This is a genomic window from Rhizobium sp. K102, assembly GCF_022385315.1.
Taxonomy (GTDB): domain Bacteria; phylum Pseudomonadota; class Alphaproteobacteria; order Rhizobiales; family Rhizobiaceae; genus Rhizobium; species Rhizobium croatiense.
Genome location: NZ_CP092436.1, coordinates 1,415,186 through 1,442,067, shown reverse-complemented (window position 1 = coordinate 1,442,067; position 26,882 = coordinate 1,415,186). Strand labels below are relative to the sequence as shown.

Annotated in this window: 23 protein-coding genes and 4 pseudogenes; 14 read left to right on the top strand and 13 right to left on the bottom strand. The window is 62.1% G+C overall.

The genetic code is table 11. The features are described 5' to 3' along the window. Nucleotides 1-68: 68 nt before the first annotated feature. Nucleotides 69-2,891 carry a DNA gyrase subunit A gene (gene gyrA / locus MHI61_RS12945; RefSeq protein ID WP_239792299.1) on the top strand — a complete coding sequence of 941 codons (2,823 nt, stop codon included), beginning with the start codon at nucleotides 69-71 and terminating at the stop codon, nucleotides 2,889-2,891. A gap of 148 nt (nucleotides 2,892-3,039) precedes the next feature. Here gyrA and MHI61_RS32625 read toward each other — a convergent pair whose 3' ends face one another. From MHI61_RS32625 to MHI61_RS12935, 3 genes are all read right to left on the bottom strand, one after another. Continuing rightward, on the bottom strand, nucleotides 3,040-3,174 hold the full coding sequence (locus MHI61_RS32625) for a hypothetical protein (protein ID WP_010032175.1): 135 nt from the start codon (nucleotides 3,172-3,174) through the stop codon (nucleotides 3,040-3,042). A 36-nt stretch (nucleotides 3,175-3,210) separates the two neighbouring features. Continuing rightward, nucleotides 3,211-3,366, bottom strand: a complete 156-nt coding sequence (locus MHI61_RS12940) for a hypothetical protein (protein WP_239792298.1) — start codon at nucleotides 3,364-3,366, stop codon at nucleotides 3,211-3,213. A 131-nt stretch (nucleotides 3,367-3,497) separates the two neighbouring features. Continuing rightward, entirely contained in the window at nucleotides 3,498-3,788 is a 291-nt protein-coding gene (locus MHI61_RS12935) for a hypothetical protein (RefSeq protein ID WP_239792297.1), read from the bottom strand. A 90-nt stretch (nucleotides 3,789-3,878) separates the two neighbouring features. Between MHI61_RS12935 and coaD the strand changes: the two genes are divergently transcribed. The 5 genes and pseudogenes from coaD to tgt all read left to right on the top strand — a co-directional run bounded on the left by coaD (nucleotide 3,879) and on the right by tgt (nucleotide 7,825). Next, a complete protein-coding gene (gene coaD, locus MHI61_RS12930; protein WP_239792296.1) occupies nucleotides 3,879-4,373 on the top strand; it encodes a pantetheine-phosphate adenylyltransferase in 495 nt (164 codons plus the stop codon). 58 nt (nucleotides 4,374-4,431) lie between these two features. Next, nucleotides 4,432-5,004, top strand: a complete 573-nt coding sequence (locus tag MHI61_RS12925) for a peptidylprolyl isomerase (protein ID WP_097579291.1) — start codon at nucleotides 4,432-4,434, stop codon at nucleotides 5,002-5,004. A 28-nt stretch (nucleotides 5,005-5,032) separates the two neighbouring features. Beyond that, entirely contained in the window at nucleotides 5,033-5,542 is a 510-nt protein-coding gene (locus MHI61_RS12920; RefSeq protein ID WP_010029525.1) for a peptidylprolyl isomerase, read from the top strand. Between the two features lie 71 nt (nucleotides 5,543-5,613). Continuing rightward, nucleotides 5,614-6,698: pseudogene (gene queA / locus MHI61_RS12915) on the top strand (tRNA preQ1(34) S-adenosylmethionine ribosyltransferase-isomerase QueA). Continuing rightward, complete coding sequence (gene tgt, locus MHI61_RS12910; protein ID WP_239792295.1) at nucleotides 6,695-7,825, top strand: tRNA guanosine(34) transglycosylase Tgt; 1,131 nt, start codon at nucleotides 6,695-6,697, stop codon at nucleotides 7,823-7,825. Before queA ends, tgt begins: the two are co-directional and overlap by 4 nt. Nucleotides 7,826-7,827: 2 nt before the next feature. Here the strand turns inward: tgt and MHI61_RS12905 are convergent, their stop codons facing one another. The 5 genes from MHI61_RS12905 to MHI61_RS12885 form a co-directional block, all read right to left on the bottom strand. Beyond that, nucleotides 7,828-8,898 (bottom strand): acyltransferase, encoded by a 1,071-nt coding sequence (locus tag MHI61_RS12905; protein ID WP_239792294.1) that lies wholly within the window; start codon nucleotides 8,896-8,898, stop codon nucleotides 7,828-7,830. Between the two features lie 436 nt (nucleotides 8,899-9,334). Next, nucleotides 9,335-9,763 (bottom strand): DUF4864 domain-containing protein, encoded by a 429-nt coding sequence (locus MHI61_RS12900; RefSeq protein ID WP_239792293.1) that lies wholly within the window; start codon nucleotides 9,761-9,763, stop codon nucleotides 9,335-9,337. A gap of 80 nt (nucleotides 9,764-9,843) precedes the next feature. Continuing rightward, entirely contained in the window at nucleotides 9,844-11,109 is a 1,266-nt protein-coding gene (fabF, locus tag MHI61_RS12895) for a beta-ketoacyl-ACP synthase II (protein ID WP_239792292.1), read from the bottom strand. A gap of 13 nt (nucleotides 11,110-11,122) precedes the next feature. Then, nucleotides 11,123-11,629 (bottom strand): helix-turn-helix domain-containing protein, encoded by a 507-nt coding sequence (locus MHI61_RS12890; protein ID WP_239792291.1) that lies wholly within the window; start codon nucleotides 11,627-11,629, stop codon nucleotides 11,123-11,125. A gap of 144 nt (nucleotides 11,630-11,773) precedes the next feature. After that, complete coding sequence (locus MHI61_RS12885; protein ID WP_097579299.1) at nucleotides 11,774-11,962, bottom strand: hypothetical protein; 189 nt, start codon at nucleotides 11,960-11,962, stop codon at nucleotides 11,774-11,776. Nucleotides 11,963-12,171: 209 nt separating this feature from the next. Between MHI61_RS12885 and MHI61_RS12880 the strand changes: the two genes are divergently transcribed. From MHI61_RS12880 to MHI61_RS12855, 6 genes and pseudogenes are all read left to right on the top strand, one after another. Further along, nucleotides 12,172-12,567, top strand: a complete 396-nt coding sequence (locus tag MHI61_RS12880; RefSeq protein WP_239792290.1) for a hypothetical protein — start codon at nucleotides 12,172-12,174, stop codon at nucleotides 12,565-12,567. A 186-nt stretch (nucleotides 12,568-12,753) separates the two neighbouring features. Beyond that, nucleotides 12,754-13,452 (top strand): annotated as a pseudogene (locus MHI61_RS12875) (metallophosphoesterase); the annotation flags it as partial. Further along, nucleotides 13,441-14,568: pseudogene (locus MHI61_RS12870) on the top strand (ABC transporter ATP-binding protein); the annotation flags it as partial. The pseudogenes MHI61_RS12875 and MHI61_RS12870, both read left to right, overlap by 12 nt. Then, a complete protein-coding gene (locus tag MHI61_RS12865) occupies nucleotides 14,561-15,484 on the top strand; it encodes a sugar ABC transporter permease (protein WP_239792289.1) in 924 nt (307 codons plus the stop codon). The pseudogene MHI61_RS12870 and the gene MHI61_RS12865, both read left to right, overlap by 8 nt. Continuing rightward, the gene (locus MHI61_RS12860) at nucleotides 15,481-16,317 is read left to right on the top strand and encodes a carbohydrate ABC transporter permease (protein WP_131622737.1); all 837 of its coding nucleotides are present in this window, start codon (nucleotides 15,481-15,483) and stop codon (nucleotides 16,315-16,317) included. Before MHI61_RS12865 ends, MHI61_RS12860 begins: the two co-directional genes overlap by 4 nt. Before the next feature lie 26 nt (nucleotides 16,318-16,343). Further along, nucleotides 16,344-17,609: an ABC transporter substrate-binding protein gene (locus MHI61_RS12855; RefSeq protein WP_239792288.1), complete on the top strand. Its 1,266-nt coding sequence runs from the start codon at nucleotides 16,344-16,346 to the stop codon at nucleotides 17,607-17,609. A gap of 71 nt (nucleotides 17,610-17,680) precedes the next feature. Here the strand turns inward: MHI61_RS12855 and MHI61_RS12850 are convergent, their stop codons facing one another. Then, nucleotides 17,681-18,661 (bottom strand): substrate-binding domain-containing protein, encoded by a 981-nt coding sequence (locus MHI61_RS12850; protein ID WP_239792287.1) that lies wholly within the window; start codon nucleotides 18,659-18,661, stop codon nucleotides 17,681-17,683. 298 nt (nucleotides 18,662-18,959) lie between these two features. Here MHI61_RS12850 and MHI61_RS12845 point away from each other — a divergent pair. After that, nucleotides 18,960-21,805: pseudogene (locus MHI61_RS12845) on the top strand (insulinase family protein). A gap of 74 nt (nucleotides 21,806-21,879) precedes the next feature. Here MHI61_RS12845 and MHI61_RS12840 read toward each other — a convergent pair. The 3 genes from MHI61_RS12840 to MHI61_RS12830 form a co-directional block, all read right to left on the bottom strand. Beyond that, complete coding sequence (locus MHI61_RS12840) at nucleotides 21,880-22,560, bottom strand: GNAT family N-acetyltransferase (protein ID WP_239792286.1); 681 nt, start codon at nucleotides 22,558-22,560, stop codon at nucleotides 21,880-21,882. A 13-nt stretch (nucleotides 22,561-22,573) separates the two neighbouring features. Next, complete coding sequence (locus MHI61_RS12835; RefSeq protein WP_239792285.1) at nucleotides 22,574-23,080, bottom strand: MarR family transcriptional regulator; 507 nt, start codon at nucleotides 23,078-23,080, stop codon at nucleotides 22,574-22,576. A 108-nt stretch (nucleotides 23,081-23,188) separates the two neighbouring features. Continuing rightward, complete coding sequence (locus tag MHI61_RS12830) at nucleotides 23,189-24,358, bottom strand: MFS transporter (protein WP_239792284.1); 1,170 nt, start codon at nucleotides 24,356-24,358, stop codon at nucleotides 23,189-23,191. Nucleotides 24,359-24,504: 146 nt separating this feature from the next. Between MHI61_RS12830 and MHI61_RS12825 the strand changes: the two genes are divergently transcribed. Beyond that, nucleotides 24,505-26,013, top strand: a complete 1,509-nt coding sequence (locus MHI61_RS12825; RefSeq protein WP_239792283.1) for a winged helix-turn-helix domain-containing protein — start codon at nucleotides 24,505-24,507, stop codon at nucleotides 26,011-26,013. Between the two features lie 143 nt (nucleotides 26,014-26,156). Here the strand turns inward: MHI61_RS12825 and MHI61_RS12820 are convergent, their stop codons facing one another. Next, a complete protein-coding gene (locus MHI61_RS12820; RefSeq protein WP_222140171.1) occupies nucleotides 26,157-26,837 on the bottom strand; it encodes a peroxiredoxin-like family protein in 681 nt (226 codons plus the stop codon). Nucleotides 26,838-26,882: the final 45 nt, after the last annotated feature.

Sequence of the window (26,882 nt, the reverse complement as noted above, 5' to 3'; positions counted from 1 at the left end):
AATTGGCGCGGGAACAGGCTTTCCGCTATAAATCTTCAAGTGATTCTCAGAAGAGATCGTGATCTGTTTTGACTGAGCAAACACCCCCCGGCGGCGGGAAGCTCCCGCCAGGCATCGAGCCCATCTCCATCATGGAGGAAATGCAGCGGTCGTATCTCGATTACGCCATGAGCGTCATCGTCAGCCGCGCGCTGCCCGACGTGCGCGACGGCCTGAAGCCCGTGCACCGGCGCATCCTCTACGGCATGTCCGAGCTCGGCATCGACTGGAACAAGAAATACGTCAAATGCGCCCGCGTCACCGGTGATGTGATGGGTAAATACCATCCGCACGGCAATGCCGCGATCTATGATGCGCTCGCCCGCATGGCACAGCCCTGGTCGCTGCGGCTGCCGCTGATCGACGGTCAGGGCAATTTCGGCTCCGTCGACGGCGATCCGCCGGCGGCCGAACGTTACACCGAATGCCGGCTCGAAAAGGCCGCCCATTCGCTGCTCGATGATCTCGACAAGGAAACCGTGGACTTCCGCGACAACTACGACGGCACGCTGTCCGAGCCGGTCGTGGTTCCCGCGAAATTCCCGAACCTGCTCGTCAACGGCGCCGGCGGCATTGCCGTCGGCATGGCAACCAACATTCCGCCGCACAATCTTTCCGAAGTCATCGACGGCTGCATTGCGCTGATCAACGATCCAGCGATCGAGCTGCCGGAACTGATGCAGATCATTCCCGGCCCGGATTTTCCCACAGGCGCCAAAATACTCGGCCGCGCCGGCATCCGCTCGGCCTACGAGACCGGCCGCGGCTCTGTCATCATGCGCGGCGTCGCGGCGATCGAGCCGATGCGTGGCGACCGCGAACAGATCATCATCACCGAAATCCCCTATCAGGTGAACAAGGCGACGATGATCGAAAAGATGGCCGAACTGGTGCGCGAAAAGCGCATCGAGGGCATCTCCGACCTGCGTGACGAATCCGACCGCCAGGGCTATCGCGTCGTCATCGAGCTGAAGCGCGACGCCAATGCCGAGGTCATCCTCAACCAGCTCTATCGTTATACGCCGCTGCAGACGTCCTTCGGCTGCAACATGGTGGCGCTGAACGGCGGCAAGCCGGAGCAGCTGACGCTGCTCGACATGCTGCGCGCCTTCGTCTCCTTCCGCGAAGAAGTCGTTAGCCGGAGAACGAAATTCCTGCTGCGCAAGGCGCGTGAGCGTGCCCATGTGTTGGTCGGCCTCGCCATTGCCGTCGCCAACATCGATGAAGTCATCCGCGTTATCCGCCAGGCGCCCGATCCGCAGTCGGCCCGCGAAGAACTGATGACCCGCCGCTGGCCGGCGGCAGATGTCGAAAGCCTGATCCGTCTGATCGACGATCCGCGCCATCGCATTAACGAGGACATGACGTACAACCTGTCGGAAGAACAGGCTCGCGCCATCCTCGAACTGCGTCTTGCCCGCCTCACGGCCCTTGGCCGCGACGAAATCGGCGACGAACTCAACAAGATCGGCGAGGAAATCCGGGATTATCTCGATATTCTGTCCTCGCGTGTCCGCATCCAGACCATCGTCAAGGATGAACTCACCGCCGTGCGCGACGAGTTCGGCACACCGCGCCGCACCGAGATCGTCGATGGCGGCCTCGAAATGGACGATGAGGATCTCATCGCCCGCGAGGACATGGTCGTCACCGTCTCGCATCTCGGTTATATCAAGCGGGTACCGCTGACCACCTACCGCGCCCAGCGCCGTGGCGGCAAGGGCCGCTCCGGCATGACCACCCGCGACGAGGATTTCGTTAGCCGGCTATTCGTGGTCAATACCCATACGCCGGTTCTGTTCTTCTCTTCGCGCGGCATCGTCTACAAGGAGAAGGTCTGGCGCCTGCCGATCGGCACACCGACCTCGCGCGGCAAGGCGCTGATCAACATGCTGCCGCTCGAACCCGGCGAGCGCATCACCACCATCCTGCCCTTGCCCGAGGACGAGGCGAGCTGGGATAATCTCGACGTCATGTTCTCGACGACGCGCGGCACGGTTCGCCGAAACAAGCTGTCGGATTTCGTCCAGGTCAACCGCAACGGCAAGATCGCCATGAAGCTCGATGAGGAGGGTGATGAGATCCTCTCGGTCGAGACCTGCACGGAACGTGACGACGTGCTGCTGACCACCGCGCTCGGCCAGTGCATCCGCTTCTCCGTCGACGACGTTCGCGTCTTCGCCGGCCGCAACTCCATCGGCGTGCGCGGCATCAATCTCGGCGAGGGCGATCGCATCATCTCGATGACCATCGTTGGCCATGTCGATGCCGAGCCGTGGGAGCGCGCCGCCTATTTGAAGCGCTCTGCCGCCGAACGCCGCGCGACGGGCGTCGATGAAGAGGATATCGCTCTCGTCGGCGAGGAAGTCACCGAGGAGGGACAGCTCTCCGATGAGCGTTATGAAGAGCTGAAGGCACGCGAGCAGTTCGTGCTCACCGTCTCCGAAAAGGGCTTCGGCAAGCGCTCGTCGTCTTATGACTTCCGCATCTCCGGCCGCGGCGGCAAGGGCATCCGCGCCACCGACACGTCGAAAACCGGCGAAATCGGCGAACTGGTTGCGGCCTTCCCGGTCGATGACGGCGATCAGATCATGCTGGTTTCGGATGGCGGCCAGCTGATCCGCGTGCCGGTCGGCGGCATCCGCATCGCCAGCCGCGCCACCAAGGGCGTCACCATCTTCTCGACGGCCAAGGACGAGAAGGTCGTTTCGGTCGAACGCATCAGCGAGCCGGAAGAGGACGAGACGGAGGAAGCCGTCGAGACCGCCGAAGGTGCTCCTGTTGCTGAGGAAGGTTCAGTCGGCGAAACGCCGGTTGCCGATGGCGATCCGGCCGGGCCTGCCGAGGAATGATCAAGTGAAAGGGCGGCTTCGGGCCGCCCTTTTCTTTTGAGCTTAGCCTGGTTATCCCCAAGAAAAAAGCCGGACGCTGGGTGCATCCGGCTTTGAAGGACCCGAGGCGGCGGAAGGGTGCCGCTCTTGGGTGGGGAAGGGAGGAATGTCAGAATGCGCTATGTTTTTCGTTCAGCGCTTTCACCTCTGCGTCTTCGCGCCGGAGCGCTGAAATCGTCGAGGCCACAGACACGATGAACATCACGCTGATGAGGGCGGTGAGTACTGTCAAGATCGTGAACATAGGCATTCCTTTCCTGGGGAGTTGCGTTCTCGCCCCTCAGTACTGGCCCAGTACGGCCGTGCGGGCCGAAGCATAGGAACCATAAACCTTGGACGTATCGGCCTTCTGATCATAGAGAGCGACAGTTGCGGTGAGCATGCCCGTGACCATTACCATCCAGAGCACGTTAATCATCGTAATCTTGCCGGGCATCGTTAGTCCTTCCTGCCGCGATAATCGCATCTATGTGTCGGTTGAATGAACGCATCCGTTCTAAATTGGTTCCGCCGGATGTTGAGGCGGTGTTTACCAATGCCGATCTGAAGCCTCCTTGAATGTCTCGTTCATCTGGCGTTCAGATTCGAGACCCGGTTTTGTTCGCGCAGCCGGCCCTGGACGCGCACGATCGCGGCATGTTCGGCAACCTCCGGCCGCACCCAGCTCACCTCGTAGCGATCGGCGAAAAAGCCATAGGCCATTTCAGCGGCGAGAGAGAAAAGGACGGCAAGCGCAACGAGCACGATCAGCATGGACATGGTCTTTCGGGGAACGCCGGATGCCGGAATGGCATCGGCTGCCTTGATGATCCAAGTTAAGCAGGTTCTGTCTGAAACAGCCTTGAATGGCATGTTCATTCGTCGTTCAGCCATGGGAAACGGCGGGGCAAATCACTTGCGGCAAGGCAGCATCCATGACAAAAGGCGTCAAACCAACGGCCGAGCCAGATGACGACAGCTTTTTATCCTGGGTCCTTCGACCCGATCACCAACGGACATGTGGATGTTCTGGTCCAGGCGCTGAACGTCGCCGAAAAGGTGATCGTCGCGATCGGCATCCATCCCGGCAAGGCACCGCTCTTTTCGTTCGACGAGAGAGCCGAGCTGATCCGCCTTTCCCTGACGCAAGCGCTGCCCGGCAAGGCCGGCGCCATCACTGTCGTCGCCTTCGACAATCTGGTCGTCGATGCCGCTCGTGCCCATGGCGCAACGCTTTTGATCCGCGGCCTTCGCGACGGTACCGACCTCGATTACGAAATGCAGATGGCCGGCATGAACAGGGCGATGGCGCCCGACATCCAGACCATCTTTTTGCCGGCGGGCACGGCTTCGCGGCCCATTACCGCCACATTGGTCCGCCAGATCGCCGCCATGGGCGGCGATGTCAGCGCTTTCGTGCCGGCCGCCGTCTTGCAAGCCCTCACATCCAAGCGCCCGAACTAGCAAGTAAGAAGTCTCGCAAGCGCAAAGACCCGGCGGAACCCGCCGCAACGGAGCCCATATGAAACTCTTTTATCTCGCATTTGCCGGCGTGCTGTATCTGGCCTCCTTCGCGGGCGATGCCTTCGCCCAGGCGGCCGATCACTATCTCACCGTCCAACTGAAGGACGGCCCTGTCGTCATCCAGTTGATGCCTGATGTCGCGCCGAAGCACGTTGCCCAGATCGAGGCGCTGGCCAAGAAGGGCGAATACGACAATGTCGCCTTCCACCGCGTCATCGAGGGCTTCATGGCCCAGACCGGCGACGTCAAATACGGCAACATGGAAAAGGGCTTCGATGCCGGCCTTGCCGGCACCGGCTCCTCCGATCTGCCCGATATTCCGGCTGAGTTCTCCAAGACCCCGTTCGTGCGCGGCACGGTCGGCATGGCCCGCTCGCAGGATCCGAATTCCGCCAATTCGCAGTTCTTCATCATGTTCGCCGACGGTTCCTTCCTGAACGGCCAGTATACCGTCGTCGGCAAGGTCGTTTCCGGCATGGAGAATGTCGACAAGATCAAGCGCGGCGAAGGCCAGAACGGCGAAGTCAAAAATCCCGACCGGATGATCAAGGTCACCCTGGGCAAGAAGTAAGTTACGAAACAAACAAGAGGAGAAGGCAATGGCCGAGATCAAGGATCCCGAAAACACCATCATTCTGGAAACCACCAAGGGCAAGGTTGTCATTCAGCTGCTGCCGCAGGTCGCTCCGGAGCACGTCGCCCGCATCAAGGAACTGGCCCGCGAGAAGGCCTATGACGGCGTCGTTTTCCACCGCGTCATTCAGGATTTCATGGCCCAGACGGGCGATGTCGAATATGGCAAGAAGGGTTCCGAAACCTTCAATCCCGGCCGCGCCGGCATGGGCGGGTCCTCCAAGCCGGACCTGAAGGCTGAATTCTCCGCGACCTCGCATGTTCGCGGCACTTGCTCGATGGCCCGTTCGCAGAACCCGAACTCGGCCAACTCGCAGTTCTTCATCTGCTTCACCGACGCGCCGTGGTTGAACAAGCAGTATTCCGTCTGGGGGCAGGTGATCGAAGGCATGGACAATGTCGACAAGATCAAGCGCGGCGAACCGGTTTCCGATCCGGACTCGATCGTCTCGATGCGGGTTGCCGCCGACGTCTGATTGTGATTTCTGCTGAAACCCGCCCTTGCGCGAAAGCGCGGGGCGGGTTTCGCTTTGCCTGAAAGTACCCGATGCGCGTAGACCTTTTCGATTTCGACCTGCCGGATGAACGCATTGCGTTGCGGCCTGCCGAGCCGCGCGACAGCGCGCGCCTGCTCGTCGTCGATCCCGATGCGGAGAGCGCGCTCTCGGATCATCATGTCTGCGATCTGCCGTCGTTTCTGCGGGCCGGCGACGCGCTGGTCTTCAACGATACCAAGGTCATTCCCGCCCAGCTCGAAGGCATCCGTCATAGGGACGGCGCCGGCGGCCAGCAGGTGTCGGCAACGCTGCATATGCGCATCGGCCCCAGCCGCTGGAAGGCCTTCGCCAAGCCCGGCAAACGCATCAAGGAGGGCGACCGCATCGCCTTTGGCCATTCCGGCGAAAGCTGCATGATCGGCTCGCTCGATGCCACCGTCGAGGAAAAGGGCGAGGCGGGCGAAGTGACGCTCGCCTTCGATCTGTCCGGCCCGGCGCTCGACGAGGCGATCGCCGCCGTCGGCCATATTCCGCTGCCGCCCTATATCGCCGCCAAGCGTCCCGAGGACGAGCGCGACCGCGCCGACTACCAGACGATCTATGCCCGCGAGGAAGGCGCCGTCGCCGCTCCCACCGCCGGCCTGCATTTCACGCCAGCGCTGTTCGAAGCGCTCGACAAGGCCGGCATCGAACGCCATTTTGTCACTCTGCATGTCGGCGCCGGCACCTTCCTGCCCGTCAAGGCCGACGATACCGACGATCACAAGATGCATCTCGAAAGCGGTTATGTCAGCGGCGAGATCGCCGCCCGGCTGAATGCCGTCAAGGCAAGGGGCGGGCGTATCGTCTGCGTCGGCACGACCTCGCTGCGGCTGATCGAAAGTGCGGCGGGGAAAGCGGGGAGATCAAGCCCTGGGCCGGCGCCACCGGTATCTTCATTACGCCCGGCTACCGTTTCAAGGCGGTCGACATGCTGATGACCAATTTCCACTTGCCGCGCTCGACGCTGTTCATGCTGGTCTCGGCCTTTTCAGGCTTCGAAACCATGCACGCGGCCTATGAACACGCCATTTCCACAGGCTACCGCTTCTACTCCTACGGCGACGCGAGCCTTCTTTTCCGGAAAGACAGATGACCGAGAACTTCCAATTCACCCTTGACAAGACCGATGCCGGCGCCCGCCTCGGCGTAATCTCCATGCCGCGCGGCGAGATCCGCACGCCGGCCTTCATGCCGGTCGGCACGGTCGGCACCGTCAAGGCCATGTATCTCGATCAGGTGCGCGAGACCGGCGCCGATATCATTCTCGGCAACACCTATCACCTGATGCTGCGCCCGACCGCCGAGCGCGTCGCCCGCCTCGGCGGCCTGCACAAGCTGATCCGCTGGGAACATCCGATCCTCACGGATTCCGGCGGCTTCCAGGTCATGTCGCTCTCCGGCCTGCGCAAGCTCGACGAGCAGGGTGTCACCTTCAAGTCGCATATCGACGGCAGCCTGCACCATATGTCGCCGGAGCGCTCCATCGAAATCCAGGGATTGCTCGGCTCCGATATCCAGATGCAGCTCGACGAATGCGTGGCGCTGCCGGCCGAGCCGAAGGAGATCGAGCGCGCCATGGAAATGTCGCTGCGCTGGGCCGAACGCTGCCGGGTCGCCTTCGGCGAGCAGCCGGGCAAGGCGATGTTCGGCATCGTCCAGGGCGGCGATATCCCGGCGCTGCGCATCCGCTCGGCCGAGGCGCTGAGCCAGCTCGACCTCAAGGGCTATGCAGTCGGGGGGCTTGCCGTCGGCGAACCGCAGGACGTCATGCTGCGGATGCTGGAAACGACGCTGCCGGTGCTTCCTGTGGAAAAGCCGCGTTACCTCATGGGCGTCGGCACGCCTGACGACATCCTGAAATCGGTCGCTCGCGGCATCGACATGTTCGACTGCGTGATGCCGACCCGTTCCGGCCGCCATGGTCTCGCCTTCACCCGCCGCGGCAAGGTCAATATCCGCAACGCCCGCCATGCCGAGGATATGCGTCCGCTCGACGAACAGTCGAACTGCCCGGCCTCGCGCGATTATTCCCGCGCCTATCTGCACCATCTCGTCCGCGCCAACGAGGCGCTCGGCGGCATGCTGCTTTCCTGGCACAATCTCGCCTATTACCAGGAATTGATGCAGGGCATTCGCAAGGCGATTGCCGAAGGCCGCTTCGCCGATTTCATGGCGGAGACGATGGAGGAATGGGCGAGGGGCGATCTCGATCCGGTATAAGACTAGCTCGCTCCCGCGGGAACCTCGGATGCTGGTCTCGGCGCAACCATTGATTTGAGCTTTTTGCGCACTGGCTCGTCGAAATGAATGGCGACGATGCCGGCCATGATGAAAATCGCTATCACGACGACCATACCGGCGCCCGGGGAGGCCGGGAGGTCAAAGCCCTTTTGCCGCAGTCGATGCAGCAACTCGAAGATGGGCGCGTGCAGGATATAAATCGGGTAGGAAATGATCCCCAGCCAGCGGAATGCCAGCTCGACAAGGCCGGTCTGCCTCGTGCGCATTGCGACCCAGACAATGGCCGGGAAAATCGTCAGGCATATTAAAAGATCAAAATAGGGAAAGCCGTAGAATGTGCTGGCGGGTATATTCGTGATCACAATCAGGCAGCCACAGAGGAAAATGCCGATGGTATTGCCTCTATTGACCGCATTCGGCGGCCGAACCTCGTACAACCTGTGAAGGCAGATCCCGAGCGAGAACGAGAACAAAATTCTCGAGAAGCCAAATCCGAAGTAGCCCGCCTGATGGCCAATGTCGAAATTGGCTCCAAGGGCTCCGTACAAGGTGATACCCGCTGCTCCGAGGGCGATGGCGAACAAGATTGTGGACGATAGTCGTACCAGAAGAACGGAAAACAGCACTCCAGCCCAGAGTTCGAAGAAGAGCGACCAACTCGGCCCGTTTAACGGAAAGGCGCCGCCCGTGCCTGCGTTTGGAATGAACAGAAACGCCCTCAGCAGATGGCCGGCCAGGGTGGGGTAATCGAAGCCGAATTGAATTGCATAGCTGACAAGGCCAACAGGAAGAGAAAGCAGATAGACAGGATAAAGCCGAATAATGCGCTGCAGCAGAAATCTCGCGGGCGAAATCTGTCCCGTGGCCAGCTGCCTTTCGTATGAATTTGCAAGAACGACGCCGCTCAAAAGAAAGAAAAGGTCCACGGCGAGATAGCTGATATTGACCGGTATCGGGCCGAGCGTGCCGCCAGTATGTAGGAACATGACCATGATGGCCGCGATTCCTCGCAACGCTTCAAGAGCCGTGAAAAATCGCTTGCCAGTATTCAACCTGCCAATCCCCCGCTGGCGGTTTTTTTACTCCAGCACGATTTCAAAATAGTTAGTGCAACGAATCCAAGTGCTGGGCAGTGTGATCCAGCCAAGACCAGGGCGTCAGATGCCGTTGCTGTTGGCATCCGGCATGATCGGCAAGCCGCTCACCCGGAACTGAAGCAGGATCCGCAAGGCGATCGCTGAAGGCCGCATCGGCCTGCACGTTTGGTGCGCTCAGTCAATCAGCGGGTGGGGGTGCAACTTCCGGCATCGGCCGGTTTGACGCGGCCAGCCTGAAGATCGCTCCATTGCGGTATGGACGGATCAGGGCCACCGATCGATGCCTCAAACGCGGCAAGGTCCAGCTCGAACAGCCGTCCACTAGAACGAATGCTCACCATCTCCTTGGGATGCAGAGCACAACTTAATCTGAAAAAATATACTCAATCGTCTAGATGCCTTTGCTGTCGGCATCCGGCATGATCTGCACGCCGTTGATCCGGTAGCTGCCGTCCGGCTGTCGGGTCATCTGGTAGATCGCGGTCCAGTCCTTGCCGTCGCGGCCTGATATCAGCACCTCGTGGTAGATCAGCGCGCCGTTGTCGATCGAGCGGCTGCGGCCGAAGGCGTAGTTGCCGGGGTGATAGACTGGCTCGTAGCTCTTCTTGACCATGGCGAAGAACAGGTTCTTGTCGGGATACATCGCCTTGATACCGGGAGCGGCGAAGGAATAGGCGGTCTCGGCATCGTCCTTGAGGAAGGCTTTGATCTGTTCCTCGATCATCGTCCGCGTCGTGTCGATCGGATCTTCGGCGCGGGCCGAGACGGTGGAGAGGAGGGACGCGGCACACAGAATGACAACTGCGAAGAAGGCGCGCATGGTTGATCTCCAGCTCTATCGGGAAATGATCCCCGACAGAGTGGAAGTGTAGGCCATTTCCAGCGCAAGGAAAGCGGACTTTACGACCAGCGCCGGAAGAGGGCGCTGGCATTCACCCCGCCAAAACCGAAACCGTTGGTGATGGCATAGTCCATCGCCAGCGTCCGCGCTGTCTTGCCGACGATATCGATGCCGTCGGCATCAGGATCGGCTTCATCGAGGTTGCGGGTTGGTGGCGCGATCTGGTCGCGCAGTGCCAGGATGGTGAAGATCGCCTCCAGCCCGCCGGCGGCCCCGAGCAGATGGCCGGTCGCCGATTTCGTCGCGCTTACGGCAATGCCGCCATCCCGGCCGAAGACCGAGGCGATCGCCGCGATCTCGCCTTTGTCACCGACCGGTGTCGAGGTCGCATGCGCGTTCAGATGTTTGACTTCGGACGCCGGGATCTTCGCCTGCCTGAGCGCGGCCTCCATTGCCCGGCGCGCGCCGTCGCCGTCTTCGGGGCCTGCGGTCATGTGGTAGGCATCCGCCGCCGTGCCGTAGCCGACGAGTTCGGCAAGTGGCGTCGCCCCGCGGGCAAGCGCATGCTCCAGCGTTTCGATCACCAGGATGCCGGCGCCTTCGCCCATGACGAAACCGTCGCGCGCCGTGTCGAAGGGCCGCGAGGCCAGCTCCGGCGTCTCGTTGAAGCCGGTGGAAAGGGCACGGGCAGCGGCAAAGCCGCCAAGGCTCACCTTGTCGATGCAGGCCTCGGCGCCGCCGCAGATCGCCACATCCGCCTCGCCGGAGCGGATCAGCCGTGCCGCATCGCCGATCGCCTGGACGCTGGCCGCACACGCCGTCACCGGCGCGCCGAGCGGCCCCTTGAAGCCGTAGCGGATGCTGACTTGGCCGGCCGCGAGATTGACGAGGAAGGAGGGCACGGTGAAGGGCGACAGTCGCCGCACGCCGCGCGCCTCACCGATCCGCACCGCTTCGGCAATGGCCGGAAAGCCGCCGACGCCGGAGGCGATGATCGTCGCGGTGCGTTCGCGCTTTCTTTCGTCGGTCGGCATCCAGCCGGCCTGCTTCACCGCTTCTTCCGTCGCCGCCATGGCGAAATGGATGAAGCGGTCCATCTTCTTCTGGTCTTTGGGTGTGATGTAGCGGTCGGGGTCGAAGCCCGCCTCGACATCCTCGGTGATACCGGGAACGATACCGCCGACCTTGGCCGACAGTTCGCCGACGACATCCTCGGGCAGTACCCTCAGACCCGAGGCGCCGCCGACAAGGCGTTTCCAGGCAGGCTCGACGCCGGTCCCGAGCGGCGAGACAAGTCCCATGCCGGTAACAACGATGCGATCCATTTTATTGTCCTTTCTATGCGTCGATGCCGAGATACCAGGCGCGCATGCGGGCGATCCGCGCTCGCACCTCGTCATCGGCTGCAGGGCCTGCAAGCAGGCTGGTGTTTTCGGGTGTCACTCGTTCGCCGGTCCGCGCATCGACCAGCATGGTCTCGCGCGCTCTCCCGGAGGCCGCATCGCTGAGAAGAAAGGCGAGATCCTCTCCCGGAATGTGGCGGCTTCCCCAGGAAAACAGCGCCATCAGCACCGGAAAGAAATCGCGGCCCTTCTCCGTCAACAGATATTCGTAACGGGCAGGGCGCTGCTGGTAGAGCCGTCGTTCGAACAGACCCTGATCCGTCAGGTGTTTGAGCCGCCGCGTCAGGATGTTCGGCGCCACACCGAGGCTTTTCTGGAATTCATCGAAGCGCGACAGCCCCTGGAAGGCATCACGCACTATCAGAATGCTCCACCAGTCGCCGACGCTGTCGAGCGCACGTGCTGCCGGGCATTTGAATTGGCTGAAGCTCGTCCGTTGCATGGGATGTCACTACAGTAGTGACTATCATCATGCAAGTTACTTCTGTCGCGCGCCGCTTTTGAAAAGAACGGGCGGGCAGGGTGCCGGTGACGCATGCCAGTTGAGCGGCAAACGGCAGGGCGCCCCACTTTTCCTGAAAGAATGTCAGGCGAAGCCGAGCGGCAGGTTTTCCAGTTTCCTGTCGGCGCCGTAATCGCGCTCATGCGGCGAGCGGCGGCGGACGTCGGAGCGCGAGGAAAGGTCGATACGGTTTTCGGCGAAGATCCCGTCGGGATAGGTGCCGGTATCATGGCAGTCGGCGTCGGTCTTCGGAGCAAGGATTTTCAGGATCATCGGGGTTCCTCCACAGCGCAGCATCAACACTCGGAAAGGCCGCATGGTTCCAACTATAGAAGCTGAGTTATTAATAAATTAACCATAAATTCCGGCCGAGGCGAAGCCGCCGCAAACCCGTCGTGACTGCGTCCCCGATTGAAATGGTGTTGTCGCTGGAACTCCTGATGTTGCTCGCCGTTGATCTGGCATGAACACAGGAGGTTTCCATGCAGTTGATCGATACACGCGTGACACAGTCCGGCGGCTTCTTCACCGTCGAATTCCTGGGCGAGGGAGGAGAATCGGTTTTCGTCAAAATCGATAATTCCCATGGTGAGCTCGACAACTCGACGGCGCTCGACCACGCCAAGGTGATGATGGTTCAACTGACCGCCTTTCCCGGCCGCGGCGCCGACGGTAGCATCAACCGTTACGACGCCTTGAGCAACGGCAACTTCGACGAAGGCAGCAAGGGTTTGAAAGGCCAGCCGAGCGCGCGTTCGACCCATGACAGTGAAACGCTGGAAGAGGAGCTGAACGAAGGCCTCGAAGATAGCTTTCCGGCAAGCGACCCCGTTTCGGCAACCGTTTCGTCTATACCCGCCACCGCGCCGAGGCATTGATCTCCGCAGACTCTGCCGCTGGCCGCCCCCATTCTCGGGGGCGGTCTGCGCCTGCATGACGGATTGATGTCAAAACTGAAAAACAGCTGAAAACCGCGGATGTCTGATTGACATGCGAGCCTTCTAGAGAGGGTCCGAGAAGGGAGCGTCCGTGACGCGCTTCCCAGGTCTCGGAGACGCGCCCTCATGAAAATCATTCAGATCACCGACACCCATTTCAGCCCGAACAAACCGCATTTCAACGGCAATTGGGCGCCGCTCCTGAGCTGGATCGAAGCGACCGGCGCCGATCTGATCGTACATACCGGTGATCTCACCGTCGACGGCGCCGACAAGGACGAGGACATCACCTTCTCGATGGACCTGATGCGGCAAGTGTCGATCCCGATGTTGATCGTCCCCGGCAATCACGATGTCGGCCATCTCAAGGGGTCCGACCAGCCGGTCAACGCCGAGCGGCTGGCCCGTTGGCGCAGCCTTGCCGGTGACGATCGCTGGCTGGAGGATGCGGCCGACTGGCGCTTCATCGGCCTGAATTCGCTGCTTCTCGGTCATGAGGACGAGGAGGAAGAGGCCCAGTTCGAATGGCTCGCCAAGGCGCTCGAAGACAGGGCAGGGCGGCGCGTGGCTCTCTTCGCGCACAAGCCGCTGTTCGTCGATGCACCCGACGAAGGCGATACCGGCTATTGGAGCGTTCGCCCGGCTCAGCGCCGGCGGCTTTATGATCTGATAGCAGCCCATGACGTGGCGCTGTTTGCCAGCGGCCACCTTCACTGGGCCTGGCAGGGTCGCTTCGACAACACCCAGCTGACATGGGGTCCGTCGGCGGCCTTCATCATCGACAAGATGGAGCGCGAGATGCCGGGTGAGCGCCTGATCGGCGCCATCTGCGGCAAGAGCACGCTACTGCGCGTCCTTGCCGGCCTCGACCACGCCGACCGAGGCGAGATCCTGATCGGCGGGAAAGATATGTCCGGTGTGGCGGCAGCCGAGCGCAACATCGCCATGGTCTTTCAGTCCTACGCGCTCTATCCGCATCTGACGGCGTCTCAGAATATCGCCGTGCCGCTGGCGATGCGCCGGCTCTCAAGGATGCAGCGGCTGCCTTTCATTGGATCGCTGATCCCCGGCCAGCGCGCCACCCGTGCGGCGATCGCCCGCGACGTCCGCGATATGGCGACCTCGCTGAAGATCGATCATCTGCTCGACCGCAAACCCGGCCAGATGTCGGGCGGCCAGCGCCAGCGCGTGGCGCTCGCCCGCGCCATGGTGCGCCAGCCGAGCATCTTCCTGATGGATGAGCCGCTGTCCAACCTCGACGCCAACCTGCGCGTTCACGCCCGAGGCGAAATCGTCGACCTGCATCGCCGCGCCGGCGTGCCGACGCTCTATGTCACCCATGACCAGGCGGAAGCGCTGTCGATGGCCGACCGCGTCGCCGTAATGATGGGCGGCCGGCTGCTGCAAATCGCAAGCCCTCAGGTGATCTATGACGATCCGGCCCATATCGAGGTCGCCCGCTTCATCGGCCAGCCGCGCATCAACCTGCTTCCGGCCTTTGCCGAAGGCGGCGTCATCCTCTGCGGCGGCCTGCGGCTAACGCTCGGGAATGCGCCCGCGGCAAAGACGCCGGTGACACTCGCCATTCGTCCGGAATTCGTCTTTCTTTCCAAGAGCCGACATGACGGCCTTGCCGCCCGGATCGAACGCGTCGAATTTCTGGGGTCCGAGGTTATCCTCCATTGCCGGCTCGACGCGATCGGTGAGACCGTCATCGCCAAGGTACAGCCGTCCGAAGCCTCCGGGCTTGCGGCCGGCGATGCCGTGGGGCTTCGATTGTCGCCCGGCCGGACGCTCATCTTTGCCGAGGACGGCAGCCGGCTGGCGGGCTTCGTCGCCGGTAGTGATGCCGGGCTCAGCTCCGCTGATGCCGGGCTCAGCGCTGCTGATGCCAGGCTTGCTGGTAATGCCGATGCCCAGCGGGAGAGGGCGCATGGCTAGCTTCGCCTCCATGGCCATCCCTGATCATTCCGCCCTTGCTCATCGCCGCAGCGAGGCCCGCATCGCCTGGATGCTGGTGCTGCCCGCGATGATCCTGCTTTTTCTCTTCGTGCTGTTGCCCGTTGCAGCTGTCGTTGTGCTCGGCTTTACCGATTTCGAACTCGGTTACGACAAGTTCCGTTTCGTCGGCTTCGAGAATTACGCGCACCTGATCACCGACCGGACGTTTCGCAAGTCGCTGTGGAATACCACGGTGTACACGGCGCTCGTCGCACCGGTCTCGATTCTTCTCGGCCTCGGCATCGCCATGCTGATCGAGAGCGAGACCAAGGCGCGCAGCTTCTTCCGCACCGCCTATTTCCTGCCGGTCGCTTCGCTGATCGTCGCCATGGCGACCGTCTGGCAATATATGTTCCACCCCACAATCGGCCCGCTCAACGCGCTGCTGGCCCTCGTCGGGCTTCCCGGCCCGAACTGGCTGGGCAGCTCCGGCACGGTGCTCTACAGCCTCTCGATCATCGGCGTCTGGCAATCGGCCGGCTTCAACATGGTGCTGTTCCTTGCCGGGCTGACGGCGATCCCGCGCGAGCTTTATGCGGCAGCCGAGGTGGATGGCGCCAGATCCTCCCTCGACCGTTTTCTGCTCGTCACCTGGCCGATGCTCGGGCCGACGACGCTCTTCGTCATCACCATCAGCATCACCAACGCGGTCAAGGTCTTCGAGACGGTCAAAACGCTGACCGAGGGCGGCCCCAACAAGGCGTCGGAGGTGCTGCTCTTTACGATCTACCAGGAGGGCTTCGTCTACCTGCGCGTCGGTTATGCCTCGGCGATGACGGTGGTCTTTCTGCTGATACTGGTGGTGCTGATGTTCCTGCAGTACCGCATTCTCGACCGCCGGGTGCATTACACATGATGACGAGCGCTTTTTCCCTCGGCAGGATCATCCGTCTCACCTTGCTTTCCTTAGGCGCGATCATCTTCCTGTCGCCCTATGTCTTCATGATCTCGACGGCAGGCAAGGCCCAAAGCGACATCTTCACCTCGTCGCTGTCGTTGATCCCGGCGCACTTCACCTATGCCGAGAATTTCGCCAAGGCCTTGAGCCGAGTGCCGATGGCGCAGCTGTTGTGGAACGGCGTCGTCGTCTGCGGGCTGATCTTCTTCTTCCAGGTGCTGGTGGCGATCCCTTGCGCCTATGCCATGGCAAAGCTGCGCTTCGGCGCCGCCCGCGCCATGATGGTGCTTGTCATGCTCGGCCTGCTGGTGCCGATCCACGCGACCGCGCTGCCGCTCTATGTCGCCTTCGACCGCGCCGCGCTGCTCAACAGCTATGCCGCGCTGGTCGCGCCCTTCACCATTTCGGTCTTTGCGATCTTCATGTTCCTGCAGTTCTTCCGCGCCATGCCGGACGATCTCATCCATGCCGCGCGTCTCGATGGCATGTCGGAGTTGGGCATCGTCGCCCGCGTCATCGTGCCGAATGCCTGGCCGGCCGTCACCGCCTTCGCCATCTTCTCGGTCGTCGCCCATTGGAACGATCTCTACTGGCCGCTGATCGTCATCAGCAAGCAGGACTATGCCACGCCGCCGCTTGGCCTGATGTATTTCCGCGCCGCCGAGGCCGGCGACGACTACGGCGCGCTGATGGCGGCGACCCTCATCATTACCCTTCCCCTCGTCATCGCCTTCCTGCTTGCGCAGAAGCGCTTCGTCGAGGGCATCACCATGACCGGTCTCAAAGGCTGACCGGTTTCAACCCAGGAGAACGAGCGATGAAACATATCACCCAGCTTCTCGCCGCAGCGGCGGTCTCGATGGCAATCGCGCTTCCCGCGCATGCCGAGACGACGCTGACGGTTCACTACCCGATGCCGGGCTTCTTCAAGGACGTGATGGACACGATCTCGAAGAAATTCATGGAAGAAAACCCCGATATCAAGATCCAGTTCGCCAGCCCGTCGGCGACCTATGAAGAAGGTATCCAGACAATCCTTCGCCAGGTCGGCACCAGCGAAATGCCCGATATCACCTTCATCGGCCTCAACCGCCTGCGCATGCTCGACGAACGCGACGTCGCCGTCGATCTCGGCCCGCTCGTCCAGAAGGACGGCAACATGGCCGAGCAGGGCTTCTCCGACACGATCCTCAAGCTTGCCCAGGTCAAGGGCAAGCAGGTTGGTCTGGCCTTCGCGACCTCCAACCCGATCATGTATTACAACGCCGATCTCGTGAAGGCGGCCGGTGGCGATCCTGAAAACCCGCCGAAAACCTGGGATGAGGTCATCGCGCTCGGCGGCAAGATCAAGGCGCTCGGCAACGGCGTCGACGGCATCGATTACCGCTGGCAGGGCGACGACTGGATGTTTTCGGCACTGCTCTTCGGCGCCGGCGGCAAGATGCTGAGCGATGACGAAAGCAAGGTTGCCTTCAACGGTCCGGAAGGCCAGAAGGCCGTCGAGGTCCTGCATCGCCTGGTCACCGAGGGCGGCATGCCTGTGTTCACCAAGGCCGCCGGTGAACAGGCTTTCGCAGCCGGCAAGGTCGGGTTCGAATTCCAGACCACAGGCGCGCTGCGCAACACGATCAAGAATGTCGGCAACAAGTTCGATCTGCGCACCGCCAAGATCCCGTTGATCGATCCGGTGAATGGCCGTCTGCCGACCGGCGGCAACGCCGTCGTCATCCTGACGCATGACGCCGCCAAGCAGGATGCCGCCTGGAAGTTCGCCAAATTCGCCGCCGGTCCATATGGCGCTTCGGTCGTCGTGCCCGGCACCGGTTATGTCCCGAACAACGAGCTCGCCGCGAAATCGGCCGATTATCTCGGCGATTTCTACAAGCAGAACCCGCTGTTCCAGGCAGGCCTCAGCCAGATGCCGGTGATGATCCCCTGGTATGCCTTCCCGGGCTCGAACGGCGTCAAGGTTACGCAGACGATCGTCGACAACCTCTCGCGCATCGTCGACCAGTCGGTCGAGCCGAAGGAAGCGCTCGACGACGCAGCCGCCGATGTCGAGGGCATGCTGCCGCGCAGCTGATCGGCTTCCCGATCGGGAACAGGGCAGGGCCGCCACGCCGAGCGCGTGGCGGCCCTCTTGTTTCGCAAGCGTCAGATGGCGCGCACGGTGCCGCCGCGGCGAAGCGTATAGGCGACATCGAGATGGCGGGCAGGGGCAGCATTCTCCGCCATGTCGAGAAGCAGCGAGGCGGCCGTCGCCCCCATGCTGGCATCCGGCATTTCAATGGTTGTCAGCGGCGGATCGATCAGCCGACCGATGGCGATGCCGTCGAAGCCGGCGACCGAAACATCCCCCGGCACCGACAGCCCCTCGCGCTTCAGCGCGCCGATGACGCCGAGCGCCAGAAGATCGTTGGAGGCGATAATCGCCGTCGGCGAAAGCGAGGTCATCGCCGCACTGAGATCGAGCTCGTCATAGGCGCCGACGAAGGAGATCTGGATCGCGTCAAGCGACGTCAGGCCGTTCTCGGCCATGGCGTCGAGGTAGCCCTGGTAGCGAAGACGAGCGCGATCGGAGGCAGCGAAATTGCCGGAGAGAAAGAGAATGTGGCGGTGGCCCATGCCGATCAGGAACGTCGTGATCTCCCGGCCGGCGCCGCGATTATCGGCCGTGACGGCCGCCGGAAACTGCGCCGTCGGCAGGTTGTTGAGAAGCACGGTCGGCGGCAGCTTGGGGAGCAGCGCCTCGCTCGTCGACGGGTCGCAGACGGTGAGGATCAGCCCGGTCGGCCGGTCATTCAGAAGTGCGGCGACGGCATCGGCCTCGCGTGCCGGATCGTAATTCGACTGGGCGATCAAGACGCCATGCCCGGCGACCAGCATACGGTTCTGGATGCTCGACAGCGACGAGGCAAAGACGGGATTGGTGATGCTCGGGATCAAGACGCCGATTACCGGTCTGCGCCCGAGCCGCCCGACAGCATGGGCGGCCGGGCGATAACCGAGTTCGGCAGCGGCACGGCGCACCTTGCGCACCATCAGATCGCTGGCCGGCCCGTTGCGATTGAGAACCCGGCTTGCGGTCGTCAGCGAACATCCTGCCCGGAATGCGACTTGCTGCAATGTCGCCATCGAATGCGCCCCCTGGTGACAGCGTCGAAGCGCCATCCTTTAGTCGGCCTCTATGACAGTGATCTGACAATGACGAGATGTGGGGAATTCATCGGGAATGACGATGGAAGCCGCTGTCATAATATTTAAATATCAAAATCTTATGCGAAAAATCTAAGATTTCTATGGAGCTCCCGCGAGCTCTAACCGAATTGTCTGCGTCTTATCCATTCACACATGGAAGTTGAAGCGATATGCAGCTTATGGAATGGTCGGGTCAAAGCCGTTTCCTCTCTTCATGCTCATCGCCTGGATAAGAATGTCTCCCAAACAAATGCAATGCGCCGCCGCTTGGCGGTTTCTCGCGACGGTCTCCCTTGTCGCAATTTTCGCATCGCAGGCCTATGCCGACACGCCGTCCACCGCCTGGCCGCAAACGCAAAGCGACATTCAAGCCGATTCCAATGTCCATTTCGGCGTGCTCGCCAATGGCATGCGATTTGCAATCATGCGCAACGCCACGCCATCAGGACAGGCAGCAATCCGCTTTCGCATCGGCTCCGGGTCACTTGAGGAAAACGACGACCAGCAGGGCCTGGCGCATGTTCTCGAGCACATGGCCTTCAAGGGTTCGACGCATGTCGCCGAAGGGGAGATGATCCGTATCCTGCAGCGCAAGGGCCTGGCCTTTGGACCGGACACCAACGCCCATACGTCTTATGACGAGACTGTCTATGCACTCGATTTGCCCGAGGTCGATCCAGAGACGCTTTCCACGGGCCTGATGCTGATGCGAGAAACCGCAAGCGAGCTGACCCTCGATGCCGGTGCCCTCGATCGTGAGCGCGGCGTCATCCTGTCGGAAGAGCGGCTGCGCGATACGCCGCAGTACCGCGCGGGGCTCGCGATCATGAATTCGTTGCTCGCCGGCCGGCGCGTGACCATGCGCCCCCGATCGGGAAAGCCGATATTATCAGCAAGGCGCCTGTAGCTCTCGTCCGCGATTACTACAGGGTCAATTATCGGCCCGATCGGGCGACGCTGATCGTGGTGGGCGATATCGACCCCGTTGCCATGGAGACTGAAATTCGGCAGCGCTTCGGCGACTGGAAAGCCACAGGATCGATGCCTGCAAATCAGGATACTGGCGTACTGCAGGCGAAAGGCGAAAGCGCGGACGTCGTCGTCGTTCCCGGCGGCGTGACCAGCGTCCAGATCGCCTGGACGCGTCCTTATGACGCCGCGCCCGACACCTTGGCCAAGCGCCGTACCCAGCTTATCGAAGATCTTGGTCTGATGGTGCTCAAACGCCGGGTCAGCACCATCGCCAGCAAGGCGGATGCACCTTTCATCAGCGCCGGCGTCGGCTCCCAGGATCTCCTCGATTCCGCTCATGTCGTCCTGGTCACGGCGAATTCCGAACCGGACAAATGGCAGGCGGCACTCGAGGCCATTGACCAGGAACAGCGTCGTATCCAACAGTTCGGCGTAGCCCAGGCTGAGATCGATCGCGAAATCCTCGAATATAGCTCGGCCCTGAAGGCTGCTGCCGCCGGCGCCGCGACGCGCACGACCACCGACATCGCTTCTGCACTAGCTGGCAGCGTCGATGACAATCAGGTCTTCACCTCGCCTGCCGACGACGTCTCGCTGTTCGAGAGGGTGACGAACGGCATCACCGCGGCCGAGGTCAATCAGGCCCTGCAGCGTGCTTTCTCCGGCAATGGTCCGCAGATCGTGCTTCAGACCGCCCAATCGCCGCAGGGCGGAGCCGACGCGCTCCGGCAGGTCTATCACGCTTCCAACGCCATTGCCGTGTCGGCGCCGTCCAGTGCAGCCGATGTCGCCTGGCCCTACACCCATTTCGGCGCGCCGGGCGCTGTGGTCGAACGCCGCGCCGTCGAAGATCTCGGCCTGACCATGGTGCGCTTTTCCAACGGTGTACGGCTTACCATCAAGCCAACCAAGCTGCGCGCCAATGAAGTGCTGGTGCGCGAGGATATCGGCCGCGGTCGGCTGGACTTGCCGCATGACCGTCCCCTCCCGATCTGGGCATCGCCGGCGGTCGCGCTGTCGGGCGTGAAGGCCATGGATTACCAGGAAATGCAGAAAGCGCTGACCGCCAACATCGTCGGCCTCGACGTCTCGGTAGGCGACAGCTCCTTGAAGTTCGACGGTCGTACGCGGACTGAGGATCTGGCGACGCAATTGCAACTCATGACGGCATACACCTCCGATCCCGCATACCGCCCCGAAGCGTTCAAGCGGGTTCAGCAGGCCTATTTGAGCGGCCTCGATCAGTATGAGGCGACCCCTGGCGGCGTTGTCAGCCGCAACCTCGGAGGTCTCGTTCATTCCGGCGATCCGCGCTGGACCTTTCCTGATCGCGCCCAGTTGTCCGCCGCCAAGCCGGGCGATTTCGAGGCGCTGTTCCAGCCTGTGGTGGCCAATGGCCCGATCGATGTCACCATCGTCGGCGATGTGACGGTGGACGACGCCATCCGGCTGACAGCTGAAACATTCGGCGCTTTGCCGCCACGCCCGGAGGCGGCGCCACGCAGTGATTGGGGTAACGTGCGCTTCCCGGCGGCCACCGAGAAGGCTGTTCTGCAGACTCATAACGGAAGGGCAGATAGCGCCGCCGCCGTCGTCGGGGTCCCCGTTGGCGATTTACTCTCCGATCTCCCACGCTCCTTCACAGCCAATGTTGTCACCCAGATTTTCCAGAATAGGCTGACCGACCAGTTTCGCATTGCGGAGGGGGCGAGCTACGCGCTGGACGGCGACGTCAATCAGTCGAGGGAAATTCCTGGCTATGGCTACGCCTATTTCTATGTCGAGACGGATCCGGCAAAGCTCACGCGCTTCTATGCACTTGTCGACGAGATCGCCAATGATCTCAGGTCGCATGATGTCTCCGCCGACGAACTTGCACGCGCTCGCGAACCCATCATCGAGACACTGAAGCATCAGCGGCAGGGCAACGAGTACTGGATTGAATATCTGCGCGGCGCCCAGACGGATCCGCGTCGTTTGGACCGCATACGGGGCAATCTCAGCGGTTACGACGAGGTTACGGCCTCAAATATCCGCGAATTCGCCACAACCTATTTCAGCCCGGAAAAATTCTGGAAATTCGAAGTGCTGCCGGCGGGCGTAAGGTAGTTTCTCGAGCCGAAGCGCTCCTTAAATTGGACGTTGCCGGGGAGGAGACACCGTCCCGGCCGTTGAGCCATAGCTCAGGCGCGGCGTTTGACCACCCGCATGTTCATCTCCGAGCGAAGCGTGAAGCCTTGCGCCTTGTAGAGGGAAATGGCGGAGGTGTTCCCCGCATAGACATGCAGATAGGCCGTGTCGCCGCTGGAGGCGATTTCGCCGGCAACGAAACGGAACAGCAGGGTGCCGAGGCCACGCCCCTGGAATTCGGGATGGGTGCAAAGCCCACTCAGTTCGATGAAACCGGTCTGCCGCATACGCTGCCCGGCCATCGCCACCAGACGGCCTTCATGCCTGATGCCCCAGAAGCTGCCGAGGCTCTGGGCGCGCAGGGTGAACGGCCCGGGTCTGGACAAGCTCGCCAGATCAAGCATGTCGGCAGCGTCGGCCTCGGTCAGCGGCTGAATGCGGGAATCCGAAATCCTCTCATGGGGCCGCTCGGCAACCATCTGGGTTACCGGCGCCTCCATGACGATGGCAAGACCCGCTGGAATGGCAATCGGCCGGGCCTCGACGAGAAACATCTTCTCTTCCGCTGACGGCAGCTTCTCCAGGGCATCGAGGCTCAAAGGGCTATCGTCGGCAGAGGCCGCGAAGGGAACGATGGAGGGCGGGTATCGCCGTGCGTAGCTGTTGCCTTCGGCAAGAGCGGCATGCGCGGTTTTGAGCGCGCTCCAGATCGGCCGGTCAAGCACATGATTCATCGTCTTTCTCTCCCTATTGCGCGTTGGACAGGGCGGGCGGGCCTGTAACCGTGCTCCGGCGTATGAGCGGCAGTGCCGCAAGCCCTTCTTCGATGGCGGCGAGTTGCTCGAGGATTGGTCCGTCGAGGTCGCCGCAGAGATCCGCAACCGCAGCCGCAACGCGCGGCCAGATGGTTGCCTTCGAATGATCGACGAGTTCCTGTCCCTTGTCGGTTAGCGACACCAATCTGCGGCGCTGATCGTCCGGCGCCGGCTGCATATCGACGAAGCCGAGTTCGAGAAGCTGCCCGATGGTCCGCGTCGCGCCGGGCTGGGTGATGCCAACCGCCTGCGCAAGCTCGCCGATCGTCAGCGGCCCGGCCCGGTCGATCGCTGCGAGGAATGGATACTGACCTGCCTGGATGCCGACGCCGGCCTCGTCGATGACCTGCTGCGTATCGGCCTGCAGTCTCTCGCCGATGCGACGCAACCGGCTGCCCAGGCACAAAAAGCCAAGCGTTCGCACCACATCTTCGACCATTCAATCTCTCCAATTCCATTGAATGTTATATAACATGTTATATATAGCGGCGGGCGAAATTCAAGGGATCTCGCGGCCGAGGGACTTATCGAAAGCACGCGAGGTCCTTCATTGCTCACGCCGCCTCGCGGCCAACAGAGAAATCGCCAGGACACAACTGAGTAGGGCGAGGAACGACGGCAGCCCCTGGTGTCCGACCAGCTGCATTGCCAGTCCGGCCGCGGGCGAGCCCGCCATGCCGCCGATGCCCCATGCGAAGGCGAAGGCCGCATTGCCGGCGATCAGGGCTTGACCGCTGAAACGCTCGCCGAGCTGGATCAGCGACATGGTGTAGAGCCCGAACGAGACGCCGCCCCAGATGAAAACGAGCGGCCAGATGAGCCATGTGGTGAAAGTTGACGCCAGCAGCAGGCAGCCGGAAAGACACGTGAGGACGCAGAATAACATGGTCCGCGTCGCGCCGAACCGTTCCGCCACGCGCCCGAGCAGGATCTGCAGCACGGCATTGCCGGCAACGAAACAGGTGATGAGCGAAGCGATGCGGCCCTCGGTACTGCCGAGTGCCGCGCCGTAGACGGCAAGCAGAGAGAGCAGGATCTGCTCAAAGGCGGCGGCTGTGAAAACCGCAAACAGCAGCAGCCGCGCCCGCGAAAGGAAGCCGCCGACCGATATTGCTTCGCCTTCGCCGGGCATGTCAGGCAGGCGGAGGGCGACAACAAGCACGATCAGGCCGCAGCCAAGGAAGGCCCCAATGCCGATCAGGAAGGGTGCCGAGCCTTCCGTGCCACTGAGGCCGAGCGAGAGCGGACCGACGGCAAAGCCGGCCGAAACGATCGATGAATAGAGGCCCATGATGCGCCCCCGGCGCGACGCCGGCGTGATCGAGATCAGCCAGGTCTCGCTGATGACATAGAGTGGATTGGCAAAGAAGCCGAGCAGGAAGCGCAGCGGCATCCAGGTCCAAACGTCCTGCCGCCCGGCAATCGCAACCAGGGTGAGGGCGGCGAGGATCGAACAGAGGATCGCAAGCCGCGCTGCGCCCACCCGCCGCGAGAGCGCCGGAATGACAGGTGCCGATATGATGAAGCCCAGGGGCGTCATCGCTGCCGACAGACCGATCAGGCCAGAGGCCGTTCCGTGCCGCTCCAGGATGAAGCTCAGCAGCGGATAGGTCAGCCCCTGCGCCACGGCAAACACCGTGACGGTCGCGATGATGCCTGCCATCGCGGCCCAGGGGCTCCGATCGTCTCGCTGTGATGTCGTGCTTGCGGCAGTCATGCAGATTTCCTCGTCAGTCGGCATGGGGGTGAGGGGCAGAGGCTCCACCCGAAAGAGGATGGAATTCTGCGGAATAGGAGGAGCGGCGTAATTAAGCCGCTCCAAAAAGTTCTCAAAAACTTCCAAACGGACTATAGATCCGCTCTATGCAGGGATTGCGCTTTGCCTTTGGTCCGTTCGTGCTTGATCCGGATGCGGGAACGCTCCTTCGGAATGATGAACCTGTTGCCATTGGCCATCGCGGGCTGAAGCTGCTTGCGGCGCTCGTCGGGCGATCCGGCGAAATCCTTGCCAAGACCGAGCTGATGGACGCGGCTTGGCCGGGCATGGCGGTCGAGGAAGGCAACCTCACCGTCCAGATCGCGCAGCTGCGCAAGCTGCTCGGTCCAGCCGCCGGCGGCGGCGAATGGATTGCAACGGTTCCGCGCGTCGGCTACCGCTTCACGGGTGCCATGCAGCGGCTGAGCGGCGTGACGCGAAAGACCTTGCCGATGCCCGACAAACCATCGGTCGCCGTGCGGCCCTTCCTGAATATCGGCAACGATCCCGAACAGGAATCTTTCGTGGACGGGCTGACCGAAGACCTGATTACCGACCTTTCGAGAATGCCGGGTCTGTTCGTCATCGCCCGCAATTCGGCCTTCGCCTATAAGGGCAGGGCGGTAGACGTGCGGGAGATCGCCGAGGAGCTCGGCGTGCGATACCTGCTGGAGGGCAGCGCGAGGCGCGCCGCGGGCCGCGTGCGCGTCAACGCCAAGCTGGTCGATACCGTCAGCGGCGCTCATTTGTGGGCGGAACGCTTCGATCGCAGCTTGGACGATATTTTCGTCGTTCAGGACGAGGTGACCGCCAGGATCGTCGAGGCGCTGCTCGGCCGGCTGCGCACCCCGCCGCCGCGCCGTCGGCCTAGAAGTCTTGAGGCCTACGATCTCTGCGTGCGGGCGCGCAAGCTGATGGACGATTCCCCGCAGGCGGCTGAGGAGGCGCATCTGATGCTGACCCGCGCAGTCGCCCTCGACCCCGACTATGCCGAGGCCTATCGCTGGTTGGCCATGAACCACTGGATGGGGTGGGTTCATAGCGGCGGGCCGACGGAAGCGACCCGCAGCATCGCCTTACACTTAGCGCGCAAGGCCGTTGCGATCGACCCCAACGATGCCGGCTGCCGCTGGGTGCTGGCCTACCTTCTTGCCTATGAACGCGATTTTGCCGCGGCGGACGCGGAGTTCGCCAAGGCGATCGAACTTGACCCGAACGAGGCCGATACCTTTGCGGCATTATGCGACGTTACCGTCCTAGCAGGGCGGGTCGAGGAGGGGCTCGAGCAGATTCGCAAGGCGTTCCGGCTGAACCCGTTTCCGGCAAGCTGGTATTATCTGACGCTCGGCCAGGCACAATATGCGGCCGGGCAATATGCAGCCGCCGTAGAGACGCTGCACCGCGACGAGACCTATCGCACAAGCTCGCGCCGTTTCCTGGCGGCAAGCCTTGCTCAGCTCGGCCGGCTCGACGAGGCCCAGGCGGAGACCGAACTCTTCCTTGTCGCCAACCCCGGCTTTTCCATCCGTCATTGGGCGGCGACCGAACCATTTCGCGACGCTCGCACGCTTGACCATTTCGTGGAGGGCTACCGCAAGGCCGGTCTTCCGGATTAATCCGCCGCAGCACTCACGGCCGGCGAGCGTGCGATGGATGGCGCGGCGATGTTCGGATCTCGACAAGAGGCCGCCCGGACACGCCTTCACCAACCGCGGGCGCCGGCTTCGCATTCCGGATCAGGCGAGTTAAGGCCGCCGCTTCAGACCGCCATATTCGACGCCGCCGACATCACTTCCCGCGGCGCGGGAACGCCGAACATATGGCGGCCGGCCTCCTCGACTTCGGTGAAGCACCAGCGCACGACGCCATCACGATCGAGCAGGAATTCGCCGACAAGCTGGCCTTCGCCGGGGGAGATCATCCGCTTGTCATCATCGGTCATTTCGTAGCCGTCAGCCTTGTCGAGAAATTCCATCGCGGCGATCGGGTTCATCGGTTCGGGAAGCTCGCCCGGCATGTCGACGCGCATCGACATCACCGTGTCCATGCTGACCTTGTGCGGCCACTCGTTTTCGGTCTCGGTGAATTGAAGGCGCGGTAGGCCGAAGGCGCGATGCGATACCCGTTCGGGGTCGGAGGCCGCCAGCAGATTGGGAAGCGGGTGGTAGCGGAAATAGAGGCGGGCTCGCTCGATCGGGGTATTGACGACGGTCAGGCTGTCGATGCCTTTCTCCTGCAATGCATCGGTCAGTTCAGCCATGGCGGCGATCTGCCTGCGGCAGAAGGGGCAGTGCAGTCCGCGGAACAGGCCGACGAGCAGCGGCTTCTGGCCGCGAAAGTCGTCGATGGCGATCTTGCCCTGGCGGGTGATCGCATCCAGCACCACGTTGGGCGCGCGATCTCCAGGTTGTAGTGGTCTATCGGCGTGGTTCTCCTGCATTGTTCGTTCCTCCCTTTATATGTTTAAATCGCTTGATATATTCGA